This is a genomic window from Sphingomonas sp. J344 (genome assembly GCF_024700005.1).
In the GTDB taxonomy this organism is placed as follows: Bacteria; Pseudomonadota; Alphaproteobacteria; order Sphingomonadales; family Sphingomonadaceae; genus Sphingomonas.
In genome coordinates, this window is the sequence record NZ_JAJONB010000001.1 from 1,618,286 (window position 1) to 1,643,373 (window position 25,088).

Annotated in this window: 23 protein-coding genes and 2 pseudogenes; 6 read left to right on the top strand and 19 right to left on the bottom strand. The window is 61.6% G+C overall.

Annotated features, from left to right (window positions below; genetic code table 11):
- Window positions 1-20 precede the first annotated feature (20 nt).
- Together LRS12_RS08340 and LRS12_RS08345 are read right to left on the bottom strand one after the other, a co-directional pair.
- On the bottom strand, window positions 21-2,402 hold the full coding sequence (locus LRS12_RS08340) for a DNA-directed RNA polymerase (protein ID WP_257844170.1): 2,382 nt from the start codon (window positions 2,400-2,402) through the stop codon (window positions 21-23).
- 194 nt (window positions 2,403-2,596) lie between these two features.
- Window positions 2,597-2,806: a hypothetical protein gene (locus tag LRS12_RS08345; protein WP_257844171.1), complete on the bottom strand. Its 210-nt coding sequence runs from the start codon at window positions 2,804-2,806 to the stop codon at window positions 2,597-2,599.
- A 341-nt stretch (window positions 2,807-3,147) separates the two neighbouring features.
- On the opposite strand from LRS12_RS08345, the gene LRS12_RS08350 reads away from it, so the two are divergent.
- On the top strand, window positions 3,148-4,398 hold the full coding sequence (locus LRS12_RS08350) for a site-specific integrase (protein ID WP_257844172.1): 1,251 nt from the start codon (window positions 3,148-3,150) through the stop codon (window positions 4,396-4,398).
- Here the strand turns inward: LRS12_RS08350 and LRS12_RS20315 are convergent.
- The 4 genes from LRS12_RS20315 to LRS12_RS08360 form a co-directional block, all read right to left on the bottom strand.
- A complete protein-coding gene (locus LRS12_RS20315) occupies window positions 4,315-4,626 on the bottom strand; it encodes a DUF5131 family protein (RefSeq protein WP_374581273.1) in 312 nt (103 codons plus the stop codon). The two genes, LRS12_RS08350 and LRS12_RS20315, sit on opposite strands and share 84 nt — an antisense overlap.
- A 4-nt stretch (window positions 4,627-4,630) precedes the next feature.
- A complete protein-coding gene (locus LRS12_RS08355) occupies window positions 4,631-5,770 on the bottom strand; it encodes a hypothetical protein (protein ID WP_257844173.1) in 1,140 nt (379 codons plus the stop codon).
- Between the two features lie 227 nt (window positions 5,771-5,997).
- Entirely contained in the window at window positions 5,998-6,279 is a 282-nt protein-coding gene (locus tag LRS12_RS20320) for a helix-turn-helix domain-containing protein (RefSeq protein ID WP_374580603.1), read from the bottom strand.
- Between the two features lie 206 nt (window positions 6,280-6,485).
- Entirely contained in the window at window positions 6,486-7,121 is a 636-nt protein-coding gene (locus LRS12_RS08360; RefSeq protein WP_257844174.1) for a hypothetical protein, read from the bottom strand.
- A 211-nt stretch (window positions 7,122-7,332) separates the two neighbouring features.
- Between LRS12_RS08360 and LRS12_RS08365 the strand changes: the two genes are divergently transcribed.
- The gene (locus tag LRS12_RS08365) at window positions 7,333-7,824 is read left to right on the top strand and encodes a site-specific integrase (RefSeq protein ID WP_257845469.1); all 492 of its coding nucleotides are present in this window, start codon (window positions 7,333-7,335) and stop codon (window positions 7,822-7,824) included.
- 263 nt (window positions 7,825-8,087) lie between these two features.
- Here LRS12_RS08365 and LRS12_RS08370 read toward each other — a convergent pair whose 3' ends face one another.
- The gene (locus LRS12_RS08370; RefSeq protein ID WP_257844175.1) at window positions 8,088-8,462 is read right to left on the bottom strand and encodes a hypothetical protein; all 375 of its coding nucleotides are present in this window, start codon (window positions 8,460-8,462) and stop codon (window positions 8,088-8,090) included.
- 21 nt (window positions 8,463-8,483) lie between these two features.
- Here LRS12_RS08370 and LRS12_RS08375 point away from each other — a divergent pair, with 21 nt between their 5' ends.
- The 4 genes and pseudogenes from LRS12_RS08375 (at window position 8,484) to LRS12_RS08385 (ending at window position 12,094) form a co-directional block, all read left to right on the top strand.
- Entirely contained in the window at window positions 8,484-8,828 is a 345-nt protein-coding gene (locus tag LRS12_RS08375; protein ID WP_257844177.1) for a DUF3768 domain-containing protein, read from the top strand.
- Between the two features lie 313 nt (window positions 8,829-9,141).
- Complete coding sequence (locus tag LRS12_RS08380; protein ID WP_257844178.1) at window positions 9,142-10,086, top strand: hypothetical protein; 945 nt, start codon at window positions 9,142-9,144, stop codon at window positions 10,084-10,086.
- 244 nt (window positions 10,087-10,330) lie between these two features.
- Window positions 10,331-10,420, top strand: a pseudogene (locus LRS12_RS20325) (SEC-C metal-binding domain-containing protein); the annotation flags it as partial.
- A gap of 162 nt (window positions 10,421-10,582) precedes the next feature.
- The gene (locus tag LRS12_RS08385) at window positions 10,583-12,094 is read left to right on the top strand and encodes a hypothetical protein (protein WP_257844179.1); all 1,512 of its coding nucleotides are present in this window, start codon (window positions 10,583-10,585) and stop codon (window positions 12,092-12,094) included.
- A gap of 190 nt (window positions 12,095-12,284) precedes the next feature.
- Here the strand turns inward: LRS12_RS08385 and LRS12_RS08390 are convergent, their stop codons facing one another.
- From LRS12_RS08390 to LRS12_RS08445, 12 genes and pseudogenes are all read right to left on the bottom strand, one after another.
- Window positions 12,285-13,640: a hypothetical protein gene (locus LRS12_RS08390; RefSeq protein ID WP_257844180.1), complete on the bottom strand. Its 1,356-nt coding sequence runs from the start codon at window positions 13,638-13,640 to the stop codon at window positions 12,285-12,287.
- A 724-nt stretch (window positions 13,641-14,364) separates the two neighbouring features.
- A complete protein-coding gene (locus LRS12_RS08395; RefSeq protein ID WP_257844181.1) occupies window positions 14,365-15,051 on the bottom strand; it encodes a Fe2+-dependent dioxygenase in 687 nt (228 codons plus the stop codon).
- Window positions 15,052-15,068: 17 nt separating this feature from the next.
- On the bottom strand, window positions 15,069-17,252 hold the full coding sequence (locus tag LRS12_RS08400; RefSeq protein ID WP_257844182.1) for a TonB-dependent siderophore receptor: 2,184 nt from the start codon (window positions 17,250-17,252) through the stop codon (window positions 15,069-15,071).
- Between the two features lie 275 nt (window positions 17,253-17,527).
- On the bottom strand, window positions 17,528-18,550 hold the full coding sequence (locus LRS12_RS08405; RefSeq protein WP_257844183.1) for an ABC transporter ATP-binding protein: 1,023 nt from the start codon (window positions 18,548-18,550) through the stop codon (window positions 17,528-17,530).
- Between the two features lie 10 nt (window positions 18,551-18,560).
- Complete coding sequence (locus LRS12_RS08410) at window positions 18,561-20,147, bottom strand: iron ABC transporter permease (protein WP_257844184.1); 1,587 nt, start codon at window positions 20,145-20,147, stop codon at window positions 18,561-18,563.
- The gene (locus LRS12_RS08415; protein ID WP_257844185.1) at window positions 20,138-20,566 is read right to left on the bottom strand and encodes an extracellular solute-binding protein; all 429 of its coding nucleotides are present in this window, start codon (window positions 20,564-20,566) and stop codon (window positions 20,138-20,140) included. Before LRS12_RS08415 ends, LRS12_RS08410 begins: the two co-directional genes overlap by 10 nt.
- Window positions 20,520-21,185 carry an extracellular solute-binding protein gene (locus tag LRS12_RS08420; RefSeq protein ID WP_257844187.1) on the bottom strand — a complete coding sequence of 222 codons (666 nt, stop codon included), beginning with the start codon at window positions 21,183-21,185 and terminating at the stop codon, window positions 20,520-20,522. The genes LRS12_RS08415 and LRS12_RS08420 overlap by 47 nt, the downstream gene beginning before the upstream one ends.
- Before the next feature lie 187 nt (window positions 21,186-21,372).
- Window positions 21,373-21,468: pseudogene (locus LRS12_RS08425) on the bottom strand (IS5/IS1182 family transposase); the annotation flags it as partial.
- Window positions 21,469-21,575: 107 nt separating this feature from the next.
- Entirely contained in the window at window positions 21,576-22,349 is a 774-nt protein-coding gene (locus LRS12_RS08430) for an acyl-CoA thioesterase (protein WP_257844188.1), read from the bottom strand.
- Window positions 22,346-22,915: a flavin reductase family protein gene (locus LRS12_RS08435; protein ID WP_257844189.1), complete on the bottom strand. Its 570-nt coding sequence runs from the start codon at window positions 22,913-22,915 to the stop codon at window positions 22,346-22,348. The genes LRS12_RS08430 and LRS12_RS08435 overlap by 4 nt, the downstream gene beginning before the upstream one ends.
- Before the next feature lie 38 nt (window positions 22,916-22,953).
- Entirely contained in the window at window positions 22,954-23,952 is a 999-nt protein-coding gene (locus LRS12_RS08440) for a bile acid:sodium symporter family protein (RefSeq protein WP_257844190.1), read from the bottom strand.
- Window positions 23,953-24,037: 85 nt separating this feature from the next.
- Complete coding sequence (locus LRS12_RS08445) at window positions 24,038-25,066, bottom strand: methionine synthase (RefSeq protein WP_257844191.1); 1,029 nt, start codon at window positions 25,064-25,066, stop codon at window positions 24,038-24,040.
- Window positions 25,067-25,088 lie beyond the last annotated feature (22 nt).

A 25,088-nucleotide genomic window follows, 5' to 3' on the forward strand; every position in this document is an offset into this window, starting at 1 on the left:
TAGTCCCTTAAACGTGAGTATCAGGCAAAGACGTAGGGGCTCCTCTCGATGTCATCGAGATCGAGCGTTCCTTTGGGCGGCAGCGGAGGGATTTGTTCCGCAAGGTCAGGTGGAAGCTGCTCAACGATCTCGTCGCGCAGGCGGGCGAGAACGTCAGGCCTGTATTGGTCGACGAAGGTCTCCCGAAGGATCGTGACGAGCTCGTCGGTCCGCGCGGCGTGCGTCCCGAAGCTGTCATGGATCACCGCAAGGTAGTCGATGCCCCGCGCCTTGGCCCCGCGCGCGACGGCCCGAAGATGGGCGGCGTCGAGCGAGTGGACGAAGTTTGGGGCGATGCCGTTGATCTGGCCACGGGAGTTGATCCCGGAGCCCTCGACGGCGAGCGTGACCTTGATCTGACGGCCCATCCAGTGGGCCTTCACGCGGCGCCCGTAGAGCTCCCGGTACGATTGCTCGACCGGCAGACCGTCAGGGGTCGTCCAGCGGATCGGCTCGTTCGCCGCAACGGCGACCCTCGCGACATCGCGCAGCCACCCCATCGCGCCACTCGCGGCGGACACGACCTCGGAGATCGCCTCATACATGACGTGGCTCAGGTAGAGCGCAGCGGCATAGTTGTCGGCTCCTTCGAGATGCGGCAGCTTGCCGGCCTCCGCGTTCGCGCGGTCTAGGTCCCGCAATGCCGACAGGATCATGTCCTGCATCCCGAAGCGGGTCGCCGAGTAGACGAACGTCATCGTCGGCCGCTTGGAGATCGCGCGGATTACCTTCCCGTTCCGCCACGGGTCCGCTTCTGGCGCCGGGTCGGCGTCCACGACGGCTTGAGCCCGTCGGCCGACCTCCATGTAGACGTCCTGGGGCTCCGCGGCGGGCAGGAGGTTGACCGCGGCGGCGCCGACAGGATCGCGCAGCATGGCGCTGAAGTGCTGAAGACCGGAGTTCGACCCGTCGAGCGGGATCGGCAGGCGCGAGACGTGCGCTTCCCCGTGCTCGAGGAAGTCGGCGAAGTCGAAGGCGGCCGCGAGGGCCATCCACGGGGAGTCCGCGGTGGTCCAGAAACGGTTACCGTCGAGCGGGTTCAAGGCGCTGTCGATGAGCTCTGCGGAGTGCGCGTAGGTCCAGTCGACGCGGTCTTTGAAGGAGACCTTATCGACCCCGAACAGGTTAGCGATATGGACCGCCAGCCAGAACCCGCCGGTCGGCCCGACGGGCAGCCCGTGGGCAAACTCGAGGAGCGCCTTGCCGGGGTCGTCGGCTTGTGGATGCACGCCCATCGCCGGCATCGGGTAGACGCGTCCGCGGAAGTCCATTGAGTGCGGGAAGTAGATTTCCGGCTCGTCGACGAACTTCTCCCCGAGCCAGAGCGTCGTCTGCACCCGGAGGCGCCGGGCACGGGCCTCGGCGTTCGCCTCGTGGATCATTGCGGCTTCGCGGTTCCAAGCCTTCCGCACGTCGTCGTCGACGTCGGCCGCCTCGGGTCGCTCAGGGATCGTCTCGTCTTCGCGAGGCGGAAGGCCGGCGAGCGTGCCGCCTCCATCCCAGACCTCGCGCATCACCTCAAGGACCCGGCGATTGATCCGCCAAGGGGTCTCTTGGATATGGTTCACGGCCTCGTAGACGAGAGGCATTGAGGTTTCCGCGAGGAGACTTTGGTGGGTCTTGGAGCTCGACTTCACGATCCGGTGCGAGGACAGGCCGGTATCTTGACGACCAGCATGGGCCACCCGACGGGAGCCCAAGTAACCGCCAACCTTCGGCGTCCGCCAGCGCTTCGGCCGAACGATCATGGGCAAGAGCATCGGGCTCAGGAGCTCGCATCGCGCGTGCTGCCGCTCGAGCCAATCTTCAACCAGCTCGGTGGGTCGTATTACATAAGCGCGATCTCGCGGTCGAATATGCGTGAGGTCGACCTCGAACAGGCCCGTGGCCTCGATCAGCGTCTCCAAGACCATCGTACCAAGGTGGATTTTCTCCGTCACCGTGATCTCCGCCCGAGCGTCCTCGTTCTTGAGGACGTTGCGGACAGCGGATGCGCGCTTCTTCGAGCCTCGTGTCTTGCCCTTCTGGCTCCCGACGAGGCCCCGGTAGCCCGGAGCGTTCTTCTTCCGCAGGCTTTCCATCTCGACGTGGTGGATGATCGCCTCGCCGAGGTTGCGAGTGGTCGTCTGAAAGGAGGCGCGCGCCATAGCGGCACCCAGCGCGACTCGAGCGGCGAGATAGGCCACAACCTCAGGCTTAGCGCTCTCCAGCCACTTGAGGGCAGAGAAGCGCCGGCCAGCTTTTCCCGACGCCGCCGCAGCCAGCTTCTCTCGGAGGAGCGCGGCCGTAGGCTCGACCGCCAAGCGAATGAGCTGTTGGCCAGGGGGGGAGGTTGGCTTCTTCGTCGAGCGGAACGCGCTCACCCTCTTCAGGGCGAGGACGGGAGTTCCGATAGCGGATCGCGCCCAGCGTCAGACCCTCTTGTTCGAGGTCGAGCTGACGCCGGACGTCTTCACGTAGGATCATTGAGGTTTCCTTATGGTTCCTTAAGGGTGTCGCCCTTCGGGCTCCCCTAGAAGTGGAACTTAATTGCTCCCGTTAGCGTGAGTAACGGCGCTCATATCTCTCCCCGCCAGGCTGACCTGACGACCATCACGGTGAAGCCCAGGCATAGAAGAACCATGCCAATCGCGCCGATCTTAAGCGGGGCCGGCGAGTCCATCTCGAAAGCCATCAACGGCCCCGCCAGCATGGCAAGCGAGAAACCTCCCGCAAGAGAGCCCGCAAAGATAGCTTTGAGCAGTCGGAGAATTGCCACACTGCGCATCTAAATACTCCCTTAAACGTGACTAGTGTGCCAAACCGTGGCGGCGCCGCGCGGATCGCGCAGCGTTCCATTGGCACAGTCGAAAAATGAGCTGAAAAGTGGCGGAAAACGGCCATCGGGATGCCGCCCGCTCCGCCAGAACCCCGATCCATGGCGAACCAATGCGAACCAGCGCGAGCTGCTAAGCTTTTGCTTTTATATCGACTTTTCTGAAATCCAAATCGCCCTCTTGTTCGCCATGGGTCGTAGTTGTGGGCTTTAGACCGCCGCCAGAGTTATGGCCAAACTTATGACTTGATAGCGATCTTAGATTTCATTTATCGCTTGGCGCGGCGAATGTGATGCGAATCAGAAACAAGTTAAATGTGAAGCAGCTGGCTGGGCTCAGGTCACCCGGTGTCTACTCCGACGGCGGCGGGCTGTACCTGCGCGTTCGGAGCAGCGGCTCGCGGTCTTGGCTTTATATTTACTCTCTGCACAGCCAGCGTCGCGAAATGGGCCTCGGCTCGGATTTGGACGTCACACTGGCAAACGCGCGTGAGAAGGCAGCTGCTGCACGCGAACTGGTACTGGCCGGGATTGATCCGCAAAGGGCACGGATTACGGCCAAAGCTTCAGCGCCTGAAAAGTCGCCGATGACGTTTGGCGAGTTCGCGACCGATCTGATCGACAGCATCGAGGACGGCTTCAAAAACCCAAAACACCGGCAGCAATGGCGCAATACGCTGACGACCTACGCCGCCTCGCTCTTCCCCGTGCCGATCGCCGACGTGTCGACGACCCATGTGCTCGAAGCGCTGAAGCCGATCTGGTTGAGCAAGGCCGAGACGGCCTCGCGCGTTCGTCAAAGGATCGAGCGCGTCCTGGATGCTGCGAAAGTCAAAGGACTACGTTCCGGTGAGAACCCGGCGCGAGGTCGCGGTCACCTCGATCTGCTACTGCCCAAGCGCCCGAAGGCCGATGTAAAGCATCATGCCGCCCTGCCCTTCAATCAGGTCGCTGGGTTCGTGAAGGAACTTCGGCAAAAGGCGGGAATGGCCGCGCGTGCTCTCGAGTTCACCATTCTGACTGCCGCACGATCGGGCGAAATTCGCGGCATGACCTGGAGGGAGATTGATCTCGAAGGCAAGTTGTGGACCGTGCCAGCGAGCAGGATGAAGGCCGGTGCCAGTCATGAGGTCCCCCTGAGCGATGCGGCAATCGCGATCCTCAAAGCTGTCCGCCCAGAAACGCTTCGGCCCGAGACGATCGTATTTCCCGGTGCCCGCGGCGTTATGTCCGACATGACGCTTTCGAAGGTGCTGAAGCGTATGAACCGGGATGACATCACCGTTCACGGATTCCGATCGACGTTTCGGGACTGGGCTGGCGAGACAACCCAATTCGGGCGCGAAGAGATTGAAATGGCGCTGGCGCACACGATCGAATCTGCGACCGAGCGCGCATACAGAAGAGGCCGCGCCCTCGACAAAAGACGCGACCTCATGGCCCAGTGGGCCGATTATTGCCTAACAGCCAACAGCTCCATCGACGCCAACTCGCCTCACACCGGTCACGGCAGTGACCAGAACCCCATTGACGCGAACGTCTAACTGCCTGCCAGGCTGGTTCGGCATTCCGTCATAGGTGCGTCCTTGGAGCAAGCGTCCGGTTAGCTTCTTTTTCGGCCCGCCCCATTGCTTGAAAAAGAATGCGACGTCGTGACGGCGGCACATCCGATATATCTCGCGCACCCAGGCCTCCGGCATGGGCCGAGCACCCGGACCACTTTCGCTGCCCAAGATCGCCCAATGGAAAGGCTGGGGGGCGCACGCCCCCAGCGGTTTAACGGGTCTTGATGATGGGCAGGTTCCAGCGTTTGGCGCGGATGTACGGCATCAGATCGACCCAGAAGCTGGCGATGGCGTCGGGATGCAGCACCGCCTTGCCGCCGTGCGCCTCCCGCAAGGCAAGCGCCCGTACGAAGGCAGTGATCCTGCTGCGAACGCCCACGCCGCCACCACCGGCAAACATGGCGTCCTCGAACGGAACCATGGTGCGAAGCTGCGCCAGGCGAAGGTAGCGGACATACCGATCCCCCTTCTCGCTGCCGTTCATCTGTCCCCGCTTGCCATCCTTCCCTGGATTCCAGTTCATGCACTTGTATGGCTGTTTGAACAGATATGCTGATACGCGCATTAAGTTGATCGGTGTCGCCTCAACCTTCTTGACGTTGATGGCGGGTGCACCAGAGATGTTGGATGCGTAGCGAGCGGCATGCTTCACGGCGACTTGATTTGCCTTGGCCAGCGTTCCCGGCGGTCCAGCGATGATGGCGTGCCCATGGGGTTGGAGAACCCGACCCCCGTGCGGATGACGGTGGCTGTTGAACAGTGCCAGCTCGTAAACGCCAAAGAAGAAACCCGGCGCCATAGCCCGAAGCGTACTCACCATGCGTTTCCGTGACGTATTCGGGTCGAGCTCGGCGACGAAGTGTGAGGTTGCATCTTCCCCCGAGATGAGGGTGACCAAACCAAACTCGATCTCAGAATCGGCCTGGGCCATCTCAGCGAGCGAAACACCGAGAATCTTGTAGGCTTCCAGGCACACGAGCTCGCTGGTGAGCAGCGGAACGGATACTGCCCCAGGGTGGTTCAAAAGCGCCTCCACAATGGCGCGCTTATTGGGTGGCACCTTTTCGCAAAGCGCCCTCAACGCCTTCTTGCGATGGGTGGCAGCCCATTTGGAGATGTGCGCATCGATCTCCTGATCCGTCCGGCATGCCCACAGGCCTTTGTACGTCCCATCCCTCGGTTCAGGTGTATTGGTACCGTTGAGTAAGGCTGGATCAACGAGCGAAATGTGCGGCTTTGGCCGCGTACGCTTCTTCCATGTTGAATGCTTTCGACTTGAGTTGCCGACTTTACGCCTCGAATTGAAAAAATGTTTCAAAGTGCGGTTCGAACCGTTGTTGCGCTTTGCCATAAAAAATAAATTTCTTTCGACTGAATCGGGCGCAAACAGCCGTGTTCAGACGTGTAGGACGCCTAAACTTGATATGTTTGCAATGTACGGATTGGTTGAATGAATACTACGAAGCTTGCCGGTATGATGCGTCTCTCACCACGCACCATTCGGCTGCTCGTAAATTTAAATTATTCTGTAATTTTCTAGATTGACGGGCAGCTTTGTCAGACAGGCGTAGCGATTGGCTAAAGTCCTGCCGCTCGATGGATGCTAGCCAGCGTGATACGCGTTGCACGCCCGAGCTTAACGCGATCCAGCACCCCCGAGTTGATCAGCTGATATGCCTTTGTCTTTCCACAGCTTAAACGCTTGCAGGCATCCTTCATCGTTACCAACAGCGGTTCTACACCACGACAGTTCGTGATCATCCCCGCGTCTAGTGTCGCAGACTCGTTCTTTTTAGCCATGGTCAGGTCCTTTCCGTGGGAGATACTTGCTATCTCCACGCTCTCAAATCCGCATGCCATCTGCGGACAAGAGCGTTCAAACACGGATGATGGCGTGACACAGAGCGGCTAGGATAATGGATTTGGCTATTTGGCCGGGCTGCCAAGTGGCACAAGCTATGCGCCGCTCCGGTGCCACAGGTCCATGATGGCTTTAGCCTTCAGTTTTGTTGTCGACTCCGGTGGTTCTTCACCTGTTTCCCTTACTATGCGCTCTCGAATGAAACTCACGATCCTCGCCTGCGCACCATAGTCATCTGAGCTGCCAAATTGAGACATGTCACCGTGTTCGACTCGAGACTCGAGCTCGGCGAGAGCCGTGGCCCATGGCCACTTCTTTTTCTAGGCTTGGCCCGTGCACTGCCTCGCTTCTCGTCGACGTGGCGCGCTAGCTTGTCCAGGTAGTCGGACGCTTTCTGCGCATTGAATTGAACATCGAACGCCACCCATCGCTTCGGCACTTCGACGAACCATCGGTCGTCACCTTCCCATTGCACCAGGCCTCCCTGTGCAGAAGCGGCATGCGCAAATATGCCCTGCTGCCAATTCCATAATCTGCCTGGCACGATCGAGCGGCCCCCTCGCCAGAACGCCGGCAAAATAAGGACAGGCTGTTCGTTAAGCGCGAAGCGCTCATAGCAAAATGGACCAAACTCTCTTGGTGCTGATATAGGAACCTCCCCATAGTCAGGTCCTACGATCCCCACTGCTGCCCGGGCGTGCCAAGCGTTATTGACCAGTGCTTCATCTAGCGCCTTTTCGGCTAGTTCTGCGTTGCCCAAAATTTGAATCGTCCGATGAAAGATATCTGAGCTATCTATCCAATCACTTGCTACAGGCGGTTGTTTATCAATCAAAAACATATTGCATCACTCAATGTTCCCGACTTGTTCTAAATAAATTTATGTGCTAACGTAAGCGTAGCAGCAACAGTTAAGCTCGTTACACGAGGGTGATCTGAACAGACGTTTGCATTCAGTAAAAGTTAAAAGCCGCCGTGCCAAACTCATCCCCATCCCAGACCAGAAACGCTTCGTCGAGCGCGTGGCAACGAAGCGTCATGGCACGCGAAATATGGTAATCGCGTTGCTCAGCCTCAAAGCCGGACTTCGTGCGTGCGAAATAGCCGGACTTGATTGGTCGATGGTTTGCGACACGAGCGGTCACGTCGCCGACAGTCTTGAGATCGACCGATCGATCGCAAAGAAGGGCAGCGGTCGTCGCATTCCGATGCACCCTGAACTTCGTGCCGCGCTCATTCGCCTGCACACTGAATTGAATGGCCCACGATCAGGGCCCGTGTGTCTGTCGGAACGGGGGCACGCAATGACTGCGAAAGTCGTGGTGAATTGGTTTTCCCAGCACTATCGGGCGCTGGGTTTAGCGGGGTGCTCCAGCCACAGCGGTCGTCGAACCATGATAACGATGGCCGCGCGAGCGCTCGCACAAGTCGGCGGCAGTCTGCGTGACGTTCAGGAACTTGCTGGGCATCGCAACCTCGCCACGACTGAGGGATACATCGAAGGCGATCGAGAGGCGCAACGTCGCTTGATCGAGCTTGTATAGCGGTGGGCGGAAGTGCACACGCTGCGCTCCGCCCTCCACCCCAACCATCCTTCAAAACCTCTCACGCCGTCGAGTTAGCGGCACGCCGTGAATTGGCGCCTTTCCTTCAAGGGCAACTCGCTTCGCTATGCAGCGTCTACTCGATCATTCATACGCTAGAGTTAGCGTTAGCCAACGCTCAGACGCCGTCCGATGCTCGGTGTCGACAGCTGTTTCGGCTCAGCGTCGAATATCTCGATCGGCGACGATGGCTGGCCGAAGCCTTAGTTGACGGCCTCGAGCCTGGGCGCCGCAACGCGCTTGCTCGCCACTTGGCCAAAGCGGTCACCACGACTGACGTTGAGATTGCCTTTGAAAGGCCGGATCATCGCGGCTGGTCGATCGAACACGTATTCACTTGGATCGAGCAGAGCCTGGCCCGTGGTCAGCCCGTGTTGATCACGCTCACCGGTGCCCTCGAGCACCACACGGTGGTTGCGGGGATCACCGCTAAGCGCCTCCAACTGTTTGACAGCAGCGGGCACCAGTTCGTCCGTAGGTCCAGCTGCGGCATCCGCAGCGGTCGCTACCGGCTTCCGCTCAACGCACTGCTTCGCGTCGCGATCACGCGACCGACCTAGCCCCACGATTTCCACCACCGACGATGAAGGAGACTGGCAATGGATGGCCACGATGGGATGACCCGCGCCCAGCGCATAGCGGCGCTGAATGACCGGCTACGAACGACAGGGCAGGGGGGCCGCATGTTCGTGACGCAAGCGGTCGCTGCCTTGCCGTCGCATGTCAGTGATCAACTGCTAACCCGGTTGCGCAGCTTCGCCGAATTTACGCCGCACAATGATCCGCATGGCGAGCAGGACTTTGGCATTATCACGATCGAGGGCACCGATTTCGCGTGGAAGATAGATTATTACGATGTGAACCTGGAATACGGCTCGCCGGACCCAGCCGACGAGACCATCACCTGCAGAGTACTCACGCTGATGACGGCGGAGGATCTCTGATGGCCCACCGCACTCTTGAACTTTGCCGTTTCCCCCAGCATAGCGATGTCACCTGCGGTCAGTCCCGCGGGGGAGGCGTAGGAACCTCAGATAGCATACGCCGGTCGAGATCTTTCGGCCGGGTGGCCGTCACGCATGTCCAGGGTCCGCCTAAAGGTGGCGGCGCCTTGGGTATGCTCAGGGTTCCTAACACCCGGCTCTCGCCGGTGCCTCCACGATTGGGGGTGCTGATGCCGCGTGACCTGACCATTCACCTTTTTTCAGCGCTGAGATTTGCGCCGGCCACGCCTCCTAATCAGGGGAGGGCGGAGCGATGAAGAGGCTCGATCATCGCGGGCCCCACGATGGCCGCTCGGACGACATCATTGATGCCGAGTTCACGGAGGTTCCTAGAGGTCTGGGAGCAGCGTCTAACGATGGGCAGACCATTGGTCAGTGGCTGCGCAGTGTTTGTTTGTACGGTTTGAAAGTCGTGGGAATTGTAGTCTCCCTCGGCATCATTGCGACCTTGGCGATCGCCATGTTGGCCCCGCTTTTCGAGACGGATCAGGCTAACGCGATTGACCATGAGCCGCTCGATGTGAATGCGACCGAGCCAAGCCCTGACTTTGTCGCGTACATTTACAACGACCCAACTAGTGCTGGCGGTATCGCCATGATCGACGAGCTTCCCGACAGCGCCGCCCCCGTGTGCGACGGGAAGCTGATCTGGACCTTCAACGGCAACGACGACACATTCACGCTGACAGGGCCGGATACTAGCAGCTCAGGCCGCTACGCATTCGACGGCGCTCGGCTCAAGCTGACGAACGTCGAGGAGCAAGATGCTGACGGGAATGCAATTGGCGCGGCTAGGTCGTTCACGCATGAGGTTTCACGAGGGGCTGGAGGCCGAGTTGTAATCGGCAGCAGATCCTATCGACAGTGCGCGGCGACGGGCGCTGGCGGAAACGATCGCCAATCGCAAGCTGAGCGAGAGCGAGCGGCTTCCAGTACCCCGGCGCAAGCTGCTACGTCGGAAGTGCCAGCGCTTACCTGCCACGCCATTGAGCAAACAGCCGCCCAAATTATTTCCGGCCGGACCGGCCGAAAGATTATCGAAATCAACATTTCGAGCGAGACGGTGGAAGACGGCCAACTGAGTTGCAGGGGTACTGCGATGACCGATACTGGTGGGGGCACGATCAGCTTTGGTACATCGACAACTCCTCAGGGACGTCGATTGGTGGTAGCTTACTTCATACCAGTAAGCTTCTGATCCTTCCGTGCCTGGCGCTAACCTCGGCAGAGTGGCGGCTTTGCGTCCTACTTTTGGTCATTCCGCTTGATCGACGGATAGCCCAAAATCTGCCACCAGCATGATCTCCTGCAACGCCGGCAATCGGGTGGAAAGCCGCCCGATGTCTTTCGATCACTTGGATGGCAAGAACCGACGCTTGTTCACGAAGCTCGGCGATGACACCTTAGTTTCTCTGCTGCGTTAGCGGCGCCGCGCGCGAGAGATGGGGGGAGAGGGGCCAGGAGTGGGTAAGATCGGAAGAAACCAGCCTTGTCCGTGTGGGAGCGGCAGAAAATATAAGAAGTGTCACGGTCAACTCGGTGCGACCGTTAGTCCTGCAGCAACGATCGTGGCAGGGGCACGGCTGCGTGCGCGCGAGGCATCTGAGATCATCCGCCAACGAGCGGAGGGGCACGGTAGGCCCATCATATCGACGGAATTCAAAGACTATCGGTTCGTCGCGATTGGCAGGCGAATGGCTTATGGCAAATGGCGCTTCTTCACCGACTTCTTGATCGACTTTGCCAAGGATACACTGGGGCGGGACTGGGGTCGCTCTCTGCAGGGACGGAAGCAAGCCCACCCCTTTCTGGAGTGGCTTCGCCTCTTGCAGGCCCACAAGACGGAGGCCACCCTCCAGGCAGATGGGACGGTGTTCGCCACGGGGGCCGCCTACGCACTTGCGGTTTTCCGTTTCGCATACGCGCTCTATCTGATCGAGCATCATAGCAAGCTTCCCAAGCTACTGTTGAAGCGGCTCCGAAATCCTCACACGTTCAGGCCTGCCGCTTTGGAGACGTTGGTCGTCGCGGCATTCGCTCTTGCCGGATTCAAGGTCGAGATGGGCGAGACTCAGCGCGGCGTCAGTCCGGAAGGCGAGTTCACTGCCATCGGAGAAAGCGGCATCGCTTACAGTGTTGAGGCCAAGCGCAAGGATCACTGGACGGCCGGCACGGGAGACGTCCAAGCTGAAGCTTTCAAGGATGAGCTCCGTCAGTGGGTGCGACAGAAGCTCTACGCAGCAGCACGAAAGAAACTGCCAAAGCCGATTTACTGGTTCGAGCTTTCCATTCCGGACTTGGATAATCGTGAGAAAGCCCTGTCAGTCCAAGCGACCGTTCGCGAAGCTCTACGCTTGGCGGAGCGCGAACTGCGGGTCGGCGGCGAAGTGCCAGGCCCCGCCTACGTCTTCGTGACGAGCCACTGCTATCTGGCGGACGATCGTGCCGCCGGCGAGCATTGTACCATGTTGGAGGGGTTCCACATCCACATGCATGTCACCGGGGACGTGGTCGACATTGAGGCGGCCTTAGATGAGCGCGACCGCGATCGCGAGATGGTATGGCTGCTCAAGTGCCTAGAGCGAGTGCAGCAGGTTCCCCACCACTTCGACGGGACCCCAGATGCGCTTGTCGGCCCTAACAAGAAGCCGTTTCCTCGTCTCCAGGTGGGCGAAGTCACAACAATTGAAATGCCTGATGGCGCAACATTCGTCGGCTTGGTCCTCGACGTCGTTTCAACGGGCGACAAGGCGCATGTTGTGTTGATGGACGAAGCAACGGGCGCTCAGCGGATGCTTGAGGTCCCTCTGTCGGCAGAGGAGCAAGCGGCTGCGGCTACCTTAGGAGACGTCGTGTTCGGGAACCCGAACGCTACCGAGCGCATTCCCGACGAAGATCCCCTCGCAATCTACGACTTCTTTTTAAATACGTATTCTAGAACCCCACGGGATAAACTGTTGTCGTTCATTGCGGAACATCCTCACGCGCGCGAGCTTAGCAAGCTGGAAACTCCCGATCTGTGTCGGCGAGTATGTCGCGAATGGGCCAAGTCCGTCATTGCCGACCATCAGCGGCGAAACCCAGGCCCTCACCCCATCAACCGGCCTGTCTCGGTGATGGCGCCGGACAACACCGACCAGCAGGTTGACGAAGGCAGCCAAAGTAAAAACCCGGTTGGCATGCGGCAGGCCGATAAAACCACCTGACAAACTTCAGGTCTAGGAGGAATCCTTTTAAGCGCAAGGCGTGCGCATTTAGGCCGAAGCTGCATTTGATCACTCGGACACCAGCAAGGTCAGCTAGGCGCCAATTGGGCATCGGATCTGTCTAATGCAACAAGCTGTTGCGGTGATACGGTTCAGCCGAATGCACGGCCACAGGCCCTGAGCAAAATCACTAGTGGAATTCATCAGTGTCCGGGTGATCCGAGAACCATTCGCATGATAGGATCAGCAGCCACCGGCCGATGGCTTCTGCGCTTCCCCTAAGCTGGGTCCAATCATGGGCAAAATCATCGCTGGAACCATGGATAAGCCTGCTCCGACCCGCATCGTAAATTTGAGCAATCAGGGCCTTGGTCGTGCGGCCATCGGTCATCAGCGGATCATCGGGCTTATGACCCAAGCGAGCACCGATCAGGGCGATAATGCCCCGAGCCTTTTTCCCGCCCGCCAATGCATCCATGCTGGCAGCGAATTTGGTGGTCGCGATCTGATCCTGTGCTTCACGGCAGGCCTCGTGATACCACCAGAGGCTAAGGAACAGCGCGTTCATAACCTTCGGGCGTCTCGCTGGCCGGACCGGTTGTATGTAAGCGAAAAGTGCCTTCCCAACTTGATCAAACAGCCATTGATAGGACCGGATATTCTCCAGCAGTTCCGGTTCTGAATAGCGGCCGGAAGGCATCTCCGGGCGCTCGGAGTTCGACCCCACGTTGGCGCCATTGCCAAACAGCACGGTGTGCCGACGATCCCGTCGCCGATCATACAGCAAGTTCATCCAGCGAATACCTTCGGATGGCTGATGCCAAGACAGAGAGATCGCCGTCATGGCCAGCCGAGCCGCGAGCAGACCTTTCTGCTGAACGTACTTTCCTGAGAGGCCCTCGGTGGCGACACTGCATACGATCGGGCACTCGCCGATCGCGTCAAAAATCGATTCCTCAGCGGCAGAATCGAAGCTGCGCTTGCGCTTTCTGAGCGGTTTCCCGTTCCAGTGAGCCAGCAGGCGGCGCGCCGTCGTCGCGGATAGTTTGCCTGCTTCCAGCATGCGCTGCCGCCAAGCTTCCCGTGTCTCGAATTGGACCGGTCCGATCTGGATGGGGTATGGCTCGTCGCCCTCGATCAGGTGGCATCCAACGGTCAGGTGGATAGGCCGAATGCTTTGTTCGACCTGTTCGGCCAGTATAGCCGTCACCCGGCCGCTGACGGTGGGATGTAATTGTTGATCGGATAGATCGAGGTCGATCTCCCCCAGTGCCGTCGCAACGGCCTGATGGACCAGCCGTTCAAGTTCATCGATCTTAAAGCGGGGTCGCAATCTTGGGTCATTATCCCAACATATCCGCGCGTAGGCCACGATGGCCTTCAACAACCCTTCGGTCGCGCGGAACGACCGACCATCGCCTGGCCACAGGGTGGGCGGAAAGCTGATCTGTCTAACAGGACCAGATTGCGGACGTTGCCATTTCTCGGTCTGCGCCTTTCGGATTTCCCGCAACATCTCGGCAATCAGTTCGGATTTGGTCGTCATAAATGGTTGGCATCACTTCCGTGTTGGACAAGACCGTAGGTCGAGAACTTTCACCATCAGGCGTATATCACCGCGGAAGAACCGACGGCAGCTGACGACGCCTCGGCCCGGAACCGCGAATGTCAGCCCCGTCGGCGCAAATGATCAAGGGTTCAAAGCGCGTGGAATGTCCGGCTGTGGCGTAAACGGGACATAACTGATGCCGGATCGGAACGGCTGGAGCTGGTCGCAAGCCGAGGTTCGCTAATATAACGCGACAATGGCAGCTATCGCGTTTCCTAATTTCGAAAGCGGACTAACCATTTAGGGCCCATCAGCAGCCTGCCTGCTTTCGTCACAACCAGCCCGTCGGCAACGCGCCCTAATGTCGGTCGTTCCGGCAGGCCTCAAGAACTCCTGAAACCTGCCGTTCGATCAGACGCCGTTACGTCCGGACCGGGCGAACCGACTCAGCCTGCGCCCGCTTTCGGTCGCGGACTTCCGGCGCAAACTTGTTCGTCGCTTTGCTCATACACGCTCCACCTTCTCAGGAGTTGGAGCCTCCGGCAAACCCGGGGCGGTTCACGAAGTCCGCAGAATCGGTCGGGAGCTCACCGGTGAGTTTTCCGAGGCGGGTGTGGGTAGCAACCTCCCCTTTGGTATATTCCCAGAGGTTGGCGCGCATGTCGCCGACCTTCGGCTTCGTGAGTGCTGTAAAAGGACCGCGCGCAAAGGGCAGCTGACGTTAACCCGATCCTGCCGACCATGACCTGACCAGATTGTGATAGCATCCAGTCAGCGCGATCAGTGCGGCGTCCGCGTCGCCGACACGCGCTCTCAGCGATTGAATGGCGATGTCCATGTCGAACAGGATGTCACGACGCCCCGCATCAGCGACCAAGCTCTCGACCCAGAAAAACGATGCCACCCGTGTCCCGCGCATGACGGGCGACACGCTGTGGAGCGTAGTCGCCGGATATAGAAACAGGTGCCCGGCCGGGAGCTTCACCCGTTTGCCATCATGTCCGTCCTCGATCACCAGTTCGCCGCCATCATATTCGTCCGGGTCGGACAGGAAGAGGGTAGCGGACAAATCGGTCCTGATCGTCGCCCCGCTGCTGCTGGGACGCCAGGCATTATCGACGTGCGAGCCGAAGCCTTGGCCGATGCCGTAGCGATTGAACATCGGTGGAAAGATGGAACGCGGCAGCGCGACCGACCGAAATACGAGACTCTGTTCCAGCGCCGCCAGGATGATGGCACCCGCTTCACGGGTTTCGGCGCAGTCTTCGGGAAGCTGCGCGTTGCTCTTGGCGAGCGCCGACTGATACCCGGCCGTAGCCTTGCCGTCCGCCCATGGCGCGTGTTCAAGAATGAGGCGGATGCGGCGAACCGCATCCGCGTTCAGTAGGTTTTCGAGCTCGATCATCATGCCCGAGCCTTCAAAGATCAGTATTTGAACGTCAAGGTAAGCGTTGCCGATCGACCCGCCGCCGGAATGGACTGGCCGCTGGCGAAGGAATAGAAATAGCTTTCGTCGCCGATATTATAGACATTTGCGCGCAGTCCGATCCGATCGGTGATGTCATATTCGGCAAAGGCATCGAAGACCGTGTAGGAGGGCGTGACGATCACGAAATCCGATGTCGCGGTCGGACGGATGTTGCTTGTCCGGCTGGACACGTGTTGAGCGCCGCCGCCAATGACAAACCCCGTCGCCAGTGCATAGCTGGTCCAGATCGAGGCGGAATGCTCCGGCGTTCCGTCGAGCCGCTGGCCTACCTCAAAAGGACGGTTGGATCGGGTCACTTTTCCATCGAGATAGCTGTACCCTGCGAACAGGTTCCACTTCGACGTGACGCGACCGACGGCCTGGAGTTCAAATCCACTGACGCGCTGCTCGCCATCCAGCACGACCGCTGGATCGCCCGGGTTGATGCCCGGGGTCCGCGCATTGTCGCGGGTTATCTGGAACACCGCACCCGAAAGCTGCAGAGTGTCCTGCATCAGGTCGATCTTGGCACCTGCTTCCCACGCCCGGCTCGTTTCCGGATCGACGAAGAAGTTGGCTGCGGTGACGGGAGCATTGTTGTTACCGCCCGCCAGCTGAACGACCTCCGCCCCGCTGCCCGGTTCGAACGCGGTGCCATAGGCGACATAGATGCTCGAATTGCTGCTCGGCTTGAACACCAGCGCGGCATTGCCGCTCCATTCGCTGTCGCTGCGGGTGAAATCGACCACAAATCCCGGCGCGGTGCCGGAATCATCGATGCCCCGCGCGCGGGTCTTGACCCAGTCATGCCGCACTCCGGCAACGATGTTCCATTGTTCGCCGAGTTCGATCGTGTCGAATATGTAGAGCGACTGTGTGGTCACATCGGTCCGTGCACGTGTGCCGTTGTACGCGATCGGCGCTGCCGCCTGGAGCACCGGGTCGAACAGGTTCGTCACAGGGCCATTGGCATCGAGCCGCCGCCGGTTCTCGTTCGATTCGTCGACCAGTTCGCCGCCGATCACCAGCGTATGGTCGATTCCGCCGGTCGCGAACTTCGCCGTCAGGCTGGTCTGGTTGATGAACAGCCGGTCGACCTGATCGCGCGGCTTGCGATTGCCGACGGCCTGGGTGGCAGGTCCCAGCGTCGTGACACTGCCGACAAAGCGAGGCGATGAGATCAGCTGGTCGTTATGGACCCTAGCGAAGCGGGTCGTATTGCGGATGGTCACGCTGTCGCTGAAACGATGTTCGAACCGCCCGGTGACGCTGTCCGTGGCCACCGTGCGATAATCGGTCGAATAGCCATAGAAGTTGGTGCGGTGGACGGGCGCTACGCGACCTTCGAAGCCGGATCCCGCCAGACTGGGATTGCGACCATTGGGCAAGCCGGCATCGGGACGGTCGTTCTGCTCCAGATGTAGATAATTGACGATGAAGCTGGTGTCGCCGTCAAGGCCGAAGCCGATCGAAGGCGCTACCGCCCAGCGGCGGTTGAACACATGATCGCGGCCCGGCTCATCCGCACTGTGTCCCATCGCGGTCAGGCGAACGGCAATGCCGGCCGCTTCGTCGACCACCTGGTTCACGTCGAACGTACCACGGAAGAAGTTGTCGGTGCCGACACCCAGTTCGCCGGAAATCCGACCTGCTAACACGGGTTGGCGGGTCACGATGTTGACGGTCCCGCCGACATTGCCGCGGCCGGCAAATGCCGAAGCCGGGCCCTTGGTGACTTCGATCCGCTCGGCATAGAACGGATCGCGGAAATAGTTGCCGGGATCGCGAATCCCGTCAACGAACACATCGTCCCGCGCGGAAAAGCCGCGCACATTGAAGGCGTCCGATCCGCCTGGCGGATTACCCTCGCCGGCCTGAAAGCTGATGCCGGTGATGTTGCGCATCGCATCGCGCAAGGTGCGGCGGCCCTGCTCGGCCATGAGGTCGTCCTCAACGACGGTGATGGTTTGCGGCGTATCGACCAGGGGCTGGGTATGCTGCGGTGTCGACAGGCGGTCGGCCAGATACTTCCCCGTTACCACGACCTCATTCTCGACAGGGTCCGACCCCTGCGCAGAGGCCGGGGTCCCTGCAAGTGACGCGCCGGAAACCAGCGCGCCGATCAGCGTATTGCGGATCACTAACCACTCTCCCGCGAATATCGCGAGCCGAATAATCGTAATGCGAATTAGTTGCAACTTTGAGTTTGGCTTGAGGCGCTCGCGCCCGTCGGGCTTTGAATGCTGGCGAGTGCGCTGATGATTGCTGTCGGAGGCTTGATTAGCACCGGGGAATGACCGTCGCGGCAGGGCTAATCAGTGCGAAGTCGCTCGGGCGGATCGAACGAAAGTGCCCCGAACGATGCGAAACAGCGGTGCGCCTTGCCTCCGCAGAAAGGTCGCCGACCTGCGTAGGCTCAGCGAAAGATGCGCGCCCGCTTCGGATCGACCGCAATCCCAACCTGCTGCCCGGATTGCGGGGCGTCGCCCCGTACCGAGAGCGTGAAGCGGGTCTCGGCGATCCGTACCGTCACATCGGTTGCGTCCCCGGAAAACCGGGTGTCGATCACCTCGGCGCGAATGGGGGACTTCTCGCGCAGGGCAAGGGCGTCGGGGCGCACCATCAGCTCGGCGGGGCCGTCGGCCTGCGCCCCCGCGTCGAACGTCCCGATGACGCACTGGGTGACCCCGGCCCGAATTTGCGCGGGAAAGACGAGCGCATCTCCCAGCAATCGTGCGGCCCCCACCGACACCGGGGCACGGTAACAATCCTGCGGCGACCCCGTCTGTAATATCTGTCCGTGCGACATCAGGATCAGGTGATCGGCCACCTGCATCGCTTCGCGCGGGTCGTGGGTGACGATCAGCACGCTCGTTCCGGTTGCGCGCAGATCGGCCAGCACCGCCGCCCGCACCTCGGCGCGCAGCTGGCCGTCCAGGCCGGAAAAGGGTTCGTCGAGGAGCACCAGGGCTGGGTCGCGGGCCAGCGCGCGGGCGATTGCCACCCGCTGCTGCTCCCCGCCGGACAGGGTGTGCGGCCAGGCATGCGCCAGATGCTCGATATGAAAGCGCGCGAGCATCGCTGCAACCCGCTCTGCCCGCGCCGCGCTCGGACGCCCGCGCAGGCCAAAGCCGATATTGTCGGTGACGTTGAGGTGCGGAAACAGCGCGAAGTCCTGAAACACCAGCCCGACGCCGCGATCCTCCGGTGCGATCGCCCGCCCGGGCTGCGAAGCGATCGTGCCGCCCAGGTGGATTTCGCCGCCATCGACCGGCTCCAGCCCAGCGATCATCCGCAGCAGCGTGCTCTTGCCGCAGCCAGACGGGCCGAGCAGACAGGCGACGCCCCCCGCCGTCAGGGTAAAGCTTGCGTCGGTCACTGCCGGCCTGTCGCCATAGCGGCGCGAGACAGTCCGGACGTCGAGCACAGGATGGGTCATCCGCTTGCGCCTAGGTGCCGGGCCGCGCCCGCGCAATCCGGCGCGTGAGCCATGCGACCGCAGGCAGCGACAGCGCGACGATCAGGATCGAGGGCAGCCCGGCCTGGCCCAGCCGCTCGTCGAGCGCATAGTTGCTGGCGATCACCGCCAGCGTGTCGAAGTCGAACGGGCGCAGGATCAGCGTTGCGGGCAGTTCCTTGAGCACGTCGATGAACACGATCAGTGCGGCGGTCAGCATTGCGCCGCGCGCCACCGGAAGCTCGACGGCGAAGGCGGCGCCGCTCTCGCTGCGCCCGAGCGTCCGGGCCGCCTGGATCATCGACGGGGTGACCCGCGTCAGGCCCGCGTCGATCGGCTCAAGCGCGGCCGCCATCAGTCGCGCGGCATAGGCATAGACGAGCAGGACGATGCCCACCGCCATGCCCGATCCCGGCACCAGCCCCCAGATGACCCCGGCCGGCGCGAGCAGCCCGATCGCCATCACCGCGCCGGGCGTAGCATAGCCAAGGCTTGCCAGCCGTCCGGCAAGCGGCAGCCGTCGGGTTCCGAGCGCGAGCATGGTTGCGAGAGTCACGGTGACGATCGCACCGGCGATGCCGAGCGACAGGCTGTGTCCCGCCGCGCGGGTCAGGCGCGGCCAGTCCGGGGTGACCCCGGCGACATTCCATGCGAGCCAGCCGACCGGAAGCACCAGGCCCGCGAGCAGCAGCACCGCGCAATATCCGGTTGCCGCCCAGGCCGAAGGTCCGGCGAGCGGTCGGACCGGCATGTCGCGCCAGCGCCCGCGGCCCGATTCATGCGTGCTGCCCCGGCGACCCTGCCGTTCGATCCACAGCAACAGCGCTGCGGCTGCCAGCAGCGGGAGCGCGAAGCGTGCGGCGCTGACCGTCGATCCATAGACCGACCAGGCGCGCACGACGCCGGTGGTAAGGGTCTGGACGCTCAGAAACTGGACCGCGCCATAATCGGCGAGCGTCTCCATGACTGCGAGCGCGACGCCTGCGGCGAGCGCCGGTCGTGCCATCGGGAGCGCCACCCGCCACAGCGCCTGCGATCCGCTGCAGCCGAGCATCCGCGCGGCTTCGAGGATGTTGACCGACTGGTTCACGAACGCGGCGCGCATCGCGAGGTAGACATAAGGATAGAATGCGCAGGACAGCACGAATGCCGCCCCGCCGCTGGTGCGGATCCCGAATGGCAGGTCAAAGCCAAGGTCGGCGCGCATCCAGCTGCGCAACGGCCCTGCGACATCGAGCAGATCGGCATAGCCATAGGCCAGCGCAAAGGCGGGGACGGCGAGCGGCAGCGCGAGCGCCCAGGCGAACAGGTCGCGCCCGGGGAAACGGTGCATCACCACCAGCCAGGCCGCGACCGTGCCGGTGACCGCAGTGGCGATGCCGACGAGCAGCGCCAGCCAGGCGGAGGTGGCGGCATAGCGCACGACGTCGCGCCCGGCGATGTCCGCGGTCTCGCTGCCCAGCGCTGCGAACACCACACCGATCAGCGGCAACGCAACGGCAATTCCGGCCGCCCCTGCAAGGGCGGCCGGGATCGAGATGCGTGGAAGAACGCCTTGGCGCAGCGCCGTCAGCGCCAACCCGCCGCGCTCATCATCGATTGGGCCTCGGGCTGGCGCGCAGCGAAGGCGGCGACGCTCATCGGGTTGGCGGTGAAGGTCGCATAGGCATCCACCGGCGGCGGTGCGGGCACATCGGGCGACGCGGGGTACTCGTTATTGTTCTTCGAGATATGCGCCTGGCTGTCGGCAGAGGCGAAGAATTCGAGCAGCTTGAGTGCATTCGCCTTGTTCGGGGCGTTGGCCGCGACGCCGCCACCGGAGATGTTGATATGCGCGCCCTTGCCGTCGAGGCTGGGGAATCCGAGCTTCACCTTCTGCGTGATGGCGCGATCCGCTGCGTCTTCACCGGTGGCCATCCGCACATAATAATAGCTGTTGGTCAGCGCGACTTCACATACGCCAGCGCCGACCGCGCAGAATCTGGTCGCGGTCGCCACCCTCCGGAGGGCGGGCCATGTTGGCGACGATGCTCTTGACCCACTGGTCCGTGCGTGCCGGCCCCCAGGCCTCGATCAGGGCACCGACGAGCGAGAGGTTATAGACGCTGTCGGACGAGCGGACGCAGATCTTGCCCTTGAAACGCGGGTCGGCAAGCTTGGCGTAATCGTCAATCTCTTCGGGCTGAACCTTGGCCGCGTCATAGGCGACGACGCGCGCGCGGCGCATGAAGCCGTACCAGTTTCCGCCGGGTTCGCGCAGATTGTCGGGGATGCGCGCGGTCAGCGTTTCGGACTGAACCGGCTGGAACAGGCCCGCCTGCTGCGCGCGCCACAACGCGCCGGCATCGGCGGTGATGAACAGGTCGGCAGGGCTGTTTGCACCCTCGCTCTTCATCCGGGCGATGAGTTCGTCGGGCCGCCCCTCGATCCGGTTGATCTTGATCCCGGTTTCGCGCGTGAACCGCTCATACAATGCATTGTCGCTGTCATAATGGCGCGCGGTGTAGAGGTTGACGACCTGTTCACCCGCGGCTGCGCCGCTGTCCTTGGCGCCGTCCGAACAGGCGGTGGTCAGCGCGAGCGTAAAGGTTGCGGCGACGGCAAGAAATCTCGACACATCAACTCCAGTCGTTCGTAAATGACCCCGCCGATCTAGACCAGTTGCAACCGGTTCTCAACAACCCCGTGGCGGGATCAGCAGCGCGTCATTCGATTCGCTAGCGACCAGCCAAACCGCGCGCAACGCGATCCGACGCTCAAAGCCGCTGAGAAAAGTTGAGATGTTCGAGATGCACCGCGCGCCGGATGATGCCGCTGATCACCCGCCGATCATCGACCCGCGCCACACCGCGCACGTTGTCCGGCAGCGGACGCAGCCGTTCGAACTGGGCTTCACTCAACCAAAACTCGCTCTAATTCCCGAAAGCGGTCGTCGTTATCATGCTCTTGCGGTTCGCTTGGAGATGAGACGCAGGCCGCCTAGAAGAACGGCAGTGAGCGGCATATGTCACCCGAACGCGGTGGGCCGTCCTTCGCGGTCGACTGCAACCATCGTAAAGCGCGCCGACCCGGCCAGGCGGCGTTCGCCCGTCAAAAGGCCTTCTGCCCACAGGTCCACAGCGATTTGCACCGACGTGCGGCCGGTACCAACCGGTCTGGCTGCGAGTTCGACCAACTCACCTTCACGGATGGGAGACTCGAATTCAATCTTGTCCGACGCCGCCACGACCATCACCGCGCGCGCGCGCCGGGTCGCGGCGATAAACGCCGCCTTGCCCATCATCTTGAGCGCGTCGCCGCCGTAGAGCGTACCATAATGGTTGGTCTGCGGTGGGAATACGATCTCGACCATCCGCAAGAGATCGTCGTTTGGCGCAGAAGCAGTCAGGTCGAGCGGCGGGAGCGGCAGGACCGTTTCGGCCGTCTTTACCGCGACCATCGCAAAGCGCCCGCTCGCGCAGGTGCGTCGCTCACCAGTAACCAGGGCTTCGGCAACGAGTTCGACCTCCACATCGAGCGAACTGTTGCCGACACGAACCACGCGACCGGTGGCCTCGACCATCTCGCCGATGCGTCCCGGTGCCCTGAAATCGATCTTGTCCGATGCTGCGGTAACGAACGGTGCGCGGCCATGACGTGTGGCGGCAAGAAACGCCACCTTGTCCATATGTGCGAGCGCCACGCCGCCGAACAGCGTGCCGTGATGGTTGGCATCGCCGGGGAAGATCATATCGATCAACTGGACGGTACCGGGCGCAACGGCGGCGAGGTCGCTGCTCATCGATCTGCGCACGCTGCCGAGGCAGCGGCTCCGACCTTGAGCCCTGAAGATGGCAATGAACAGTGCATCTGATCGACGGGCGCAAGAGTGTGGAAGTCGCTGGAGTGGAAGACGAGAGGCATGACCGCGTTGGCCACCGATGCGCGATGAAGGCGAAACAGGACGATGTCGTGGTCTCCGGCAGGTATCTCCCGCTCGAGTGCGCATTCGAGCCAGGCTGTCGCACCGGCGAGGAACAGCCCGCCGTTGGTGGTCACGTCATAATCCAGCCCCTCAAACCGGTCGTCGCTGCGCTGCGATAGCTGACGCGCGACTGCGGCGTGCCCGTGGCCCAGAAATGAGATTCCGATCCGGTCGCACCCGCGCAATTGCTGCCAGGTCCACGACCCGTGCTTGATGCACACCGAGACCAATGCGGGCTTGAGCGAGATCGCCACGAAGGCGCTTGCGGTCATGCCGATCGGCTGGTCCCCATTCATCGCGCACAATGCCGTGACGCCGGTCGGGAACCGGCCGAACAGCTGGCGCAGATCGCTGTCGTCGTCGATATCGCGGAGGATGGTCATAGGGTTTGATCCTTGACTGACGGCTGGATGAATCGGGGTCATGCCGCGGCTGTGACCATCGGCACGGCTTGTTCGGGGCGCAGGCTGTAGCGCCGGGCGAGCGCGGCGCAGATCATCAGCTGCATCTGGTGGTACAGCATCAGCGGCAGGACGATCAGGCCAACAGTGCTGGCCGGAAAGAGGATGTTCGCCATCGGCAGTCCGCTCGCCATGCTCTTTTGCGATCCACAGAACGCGATCGTGACTTCATCCTCGACCGGCAGGCGCGACAGGCGAGCGGCCGCAGTCGTGAAGACGAGGGCGATCGACAGCAGCAGCAGATCGAGCAGGATGACCAGCGCAATGCTCTGCGGCGTCACCTTGCTCCAGATGCCCGCGACCACGCCCGCGCTGAACGCCGCATAGACGACCAGCAGGATCGATCCGCGATCGACCAGCATCGTCAGCGTCTTCTGGCGGGTGAACCAGTCGCCGACCAGCGGGCGCGCCAACTGGCCGATGATGAAGGGCAGCAGGATCTGCAGCGCGATCTCGCGCACCGCGTCGAGCGAAATGCCGCCGCTATTGGTGGTCAGCAGCAGTGCCGCGAGCACAGGCGTGATCACCACCCCGGCTAGGTTCGACAGCGACGCGCAGCACAGCGCCGCCGGGACATTGCCGCGCGCGATTGAGGTCAGCGCGATCGACGATTGCACCGTGGAGGGCAACAGGCACAGGAACATCAGGCCGGTGACCAGCCCGCTATCCAGAACGCCCCCCGCCAGAGCGATCAACGCGAACCCGATCACCGGGAAGGCGAGGAAGGTGGTGGCAAAGACCAGACCCTGCAGGCGCCAATGGGCGATGCCCTGCCAGATCGCCTGCCGCGAAATCTTCGCGCCATAGATGAAGAACAGCAGCGCGATCGCGGCGTGCACGACATGATCAAGCACCTCTTTCCCGACGCCCCGCGCGGGAATGATCGCGGCCACCGCGACCATCGCCATGATCGCGAAGATATAGGGATCGAGCCGCGGGCGGCGCAGAAGAGCGTTCATCGAATATTCCTGAATCGAGCACGCGACCGCGCCCGGATACGCCGTCCGGCGATGCCGTGTGGGCATCGCCGGACCCGATTTTTGCTTACGCCGCCAGTTCCTTGCGGACGATCTCCGCACCCGCACCCAGCGCCCTCAGCTTGCCGTTCGCAACCGCACGCGACAGCGGCGCCATGCCGCAGTTGGTGGCGGGGATGAGCTTGTCGGCATCGACGAAGCGCAACGCGTTGCGCAGCGTCGCCGCGACCTCTTCGGGCGTCTCGACCGTGTCGGTCGCCACGTCGATCGCGCCGACCATCACCTTCTTGCCGCGAATGAGCTCGATCAGGTCCATCGGTACGCGCGAACACTGGCATTCGAGGCTGACGATATCGATCGTCGACTTCTGCAAATTGGGGAAGATTTCCTCATATTGCCGCCATTCGGAGCCGAGCGTCTTCTTCCAGTCGGTGTTAGCCTTGATGCCATAGCCATAGCAGATGTGGACCGCGGTCTCACACTTCAGCCCCTCGGCGGCGCGCTCCAGAGTCTTGATGCCCCAGTCGTTCGCCTCGTCGAAAAAGACGTTGAACGCCGGTTCGTCGAACTGGACAATATCGACGCCTGCGGCTTCCAGCTCCTTCGCCTCTTCGTTGAGGATGCAGGCGAATTCCCAGGCGAGCTTCTCACGGCTCTTATAGTGATCGTCGTACAACGTATCGATCATCGTCATCGGACCGGGCAGCGTCCATTTGATCGGCCCGTCGGTCTGCGCGCGCAGGTACTTGGCATCCTCGACGAACACCGACCTGGGCCGCGACACCGCGCCCACCACCGACGGCACGCTGGCGTCGTAGCGGTTGCGGATGCGCATGACCTGCTTCTTTTCCCAATCGACGCCTTCCAGATGCTCGATGAAGGTGGTGACAAAATGCTGGCGCGTCTGTTCGCCATCGCCGACGATGTCGATACCCGCCTTTTTCTGATCATCGACCGCAAGGCGCAGCGCGTCCTGCTTGGCGGCGACAAGTTCTTCGCCTTCATGCTTCCACGCGGCCCACAGCTTCTCGGGCTCAGCGAGCCAGGAGGGCTTGGGCAGACTGCCCGCGGTCGTCGTGGGCAACAACATCGTCATGTTCGAAAATACCTTTGAATTC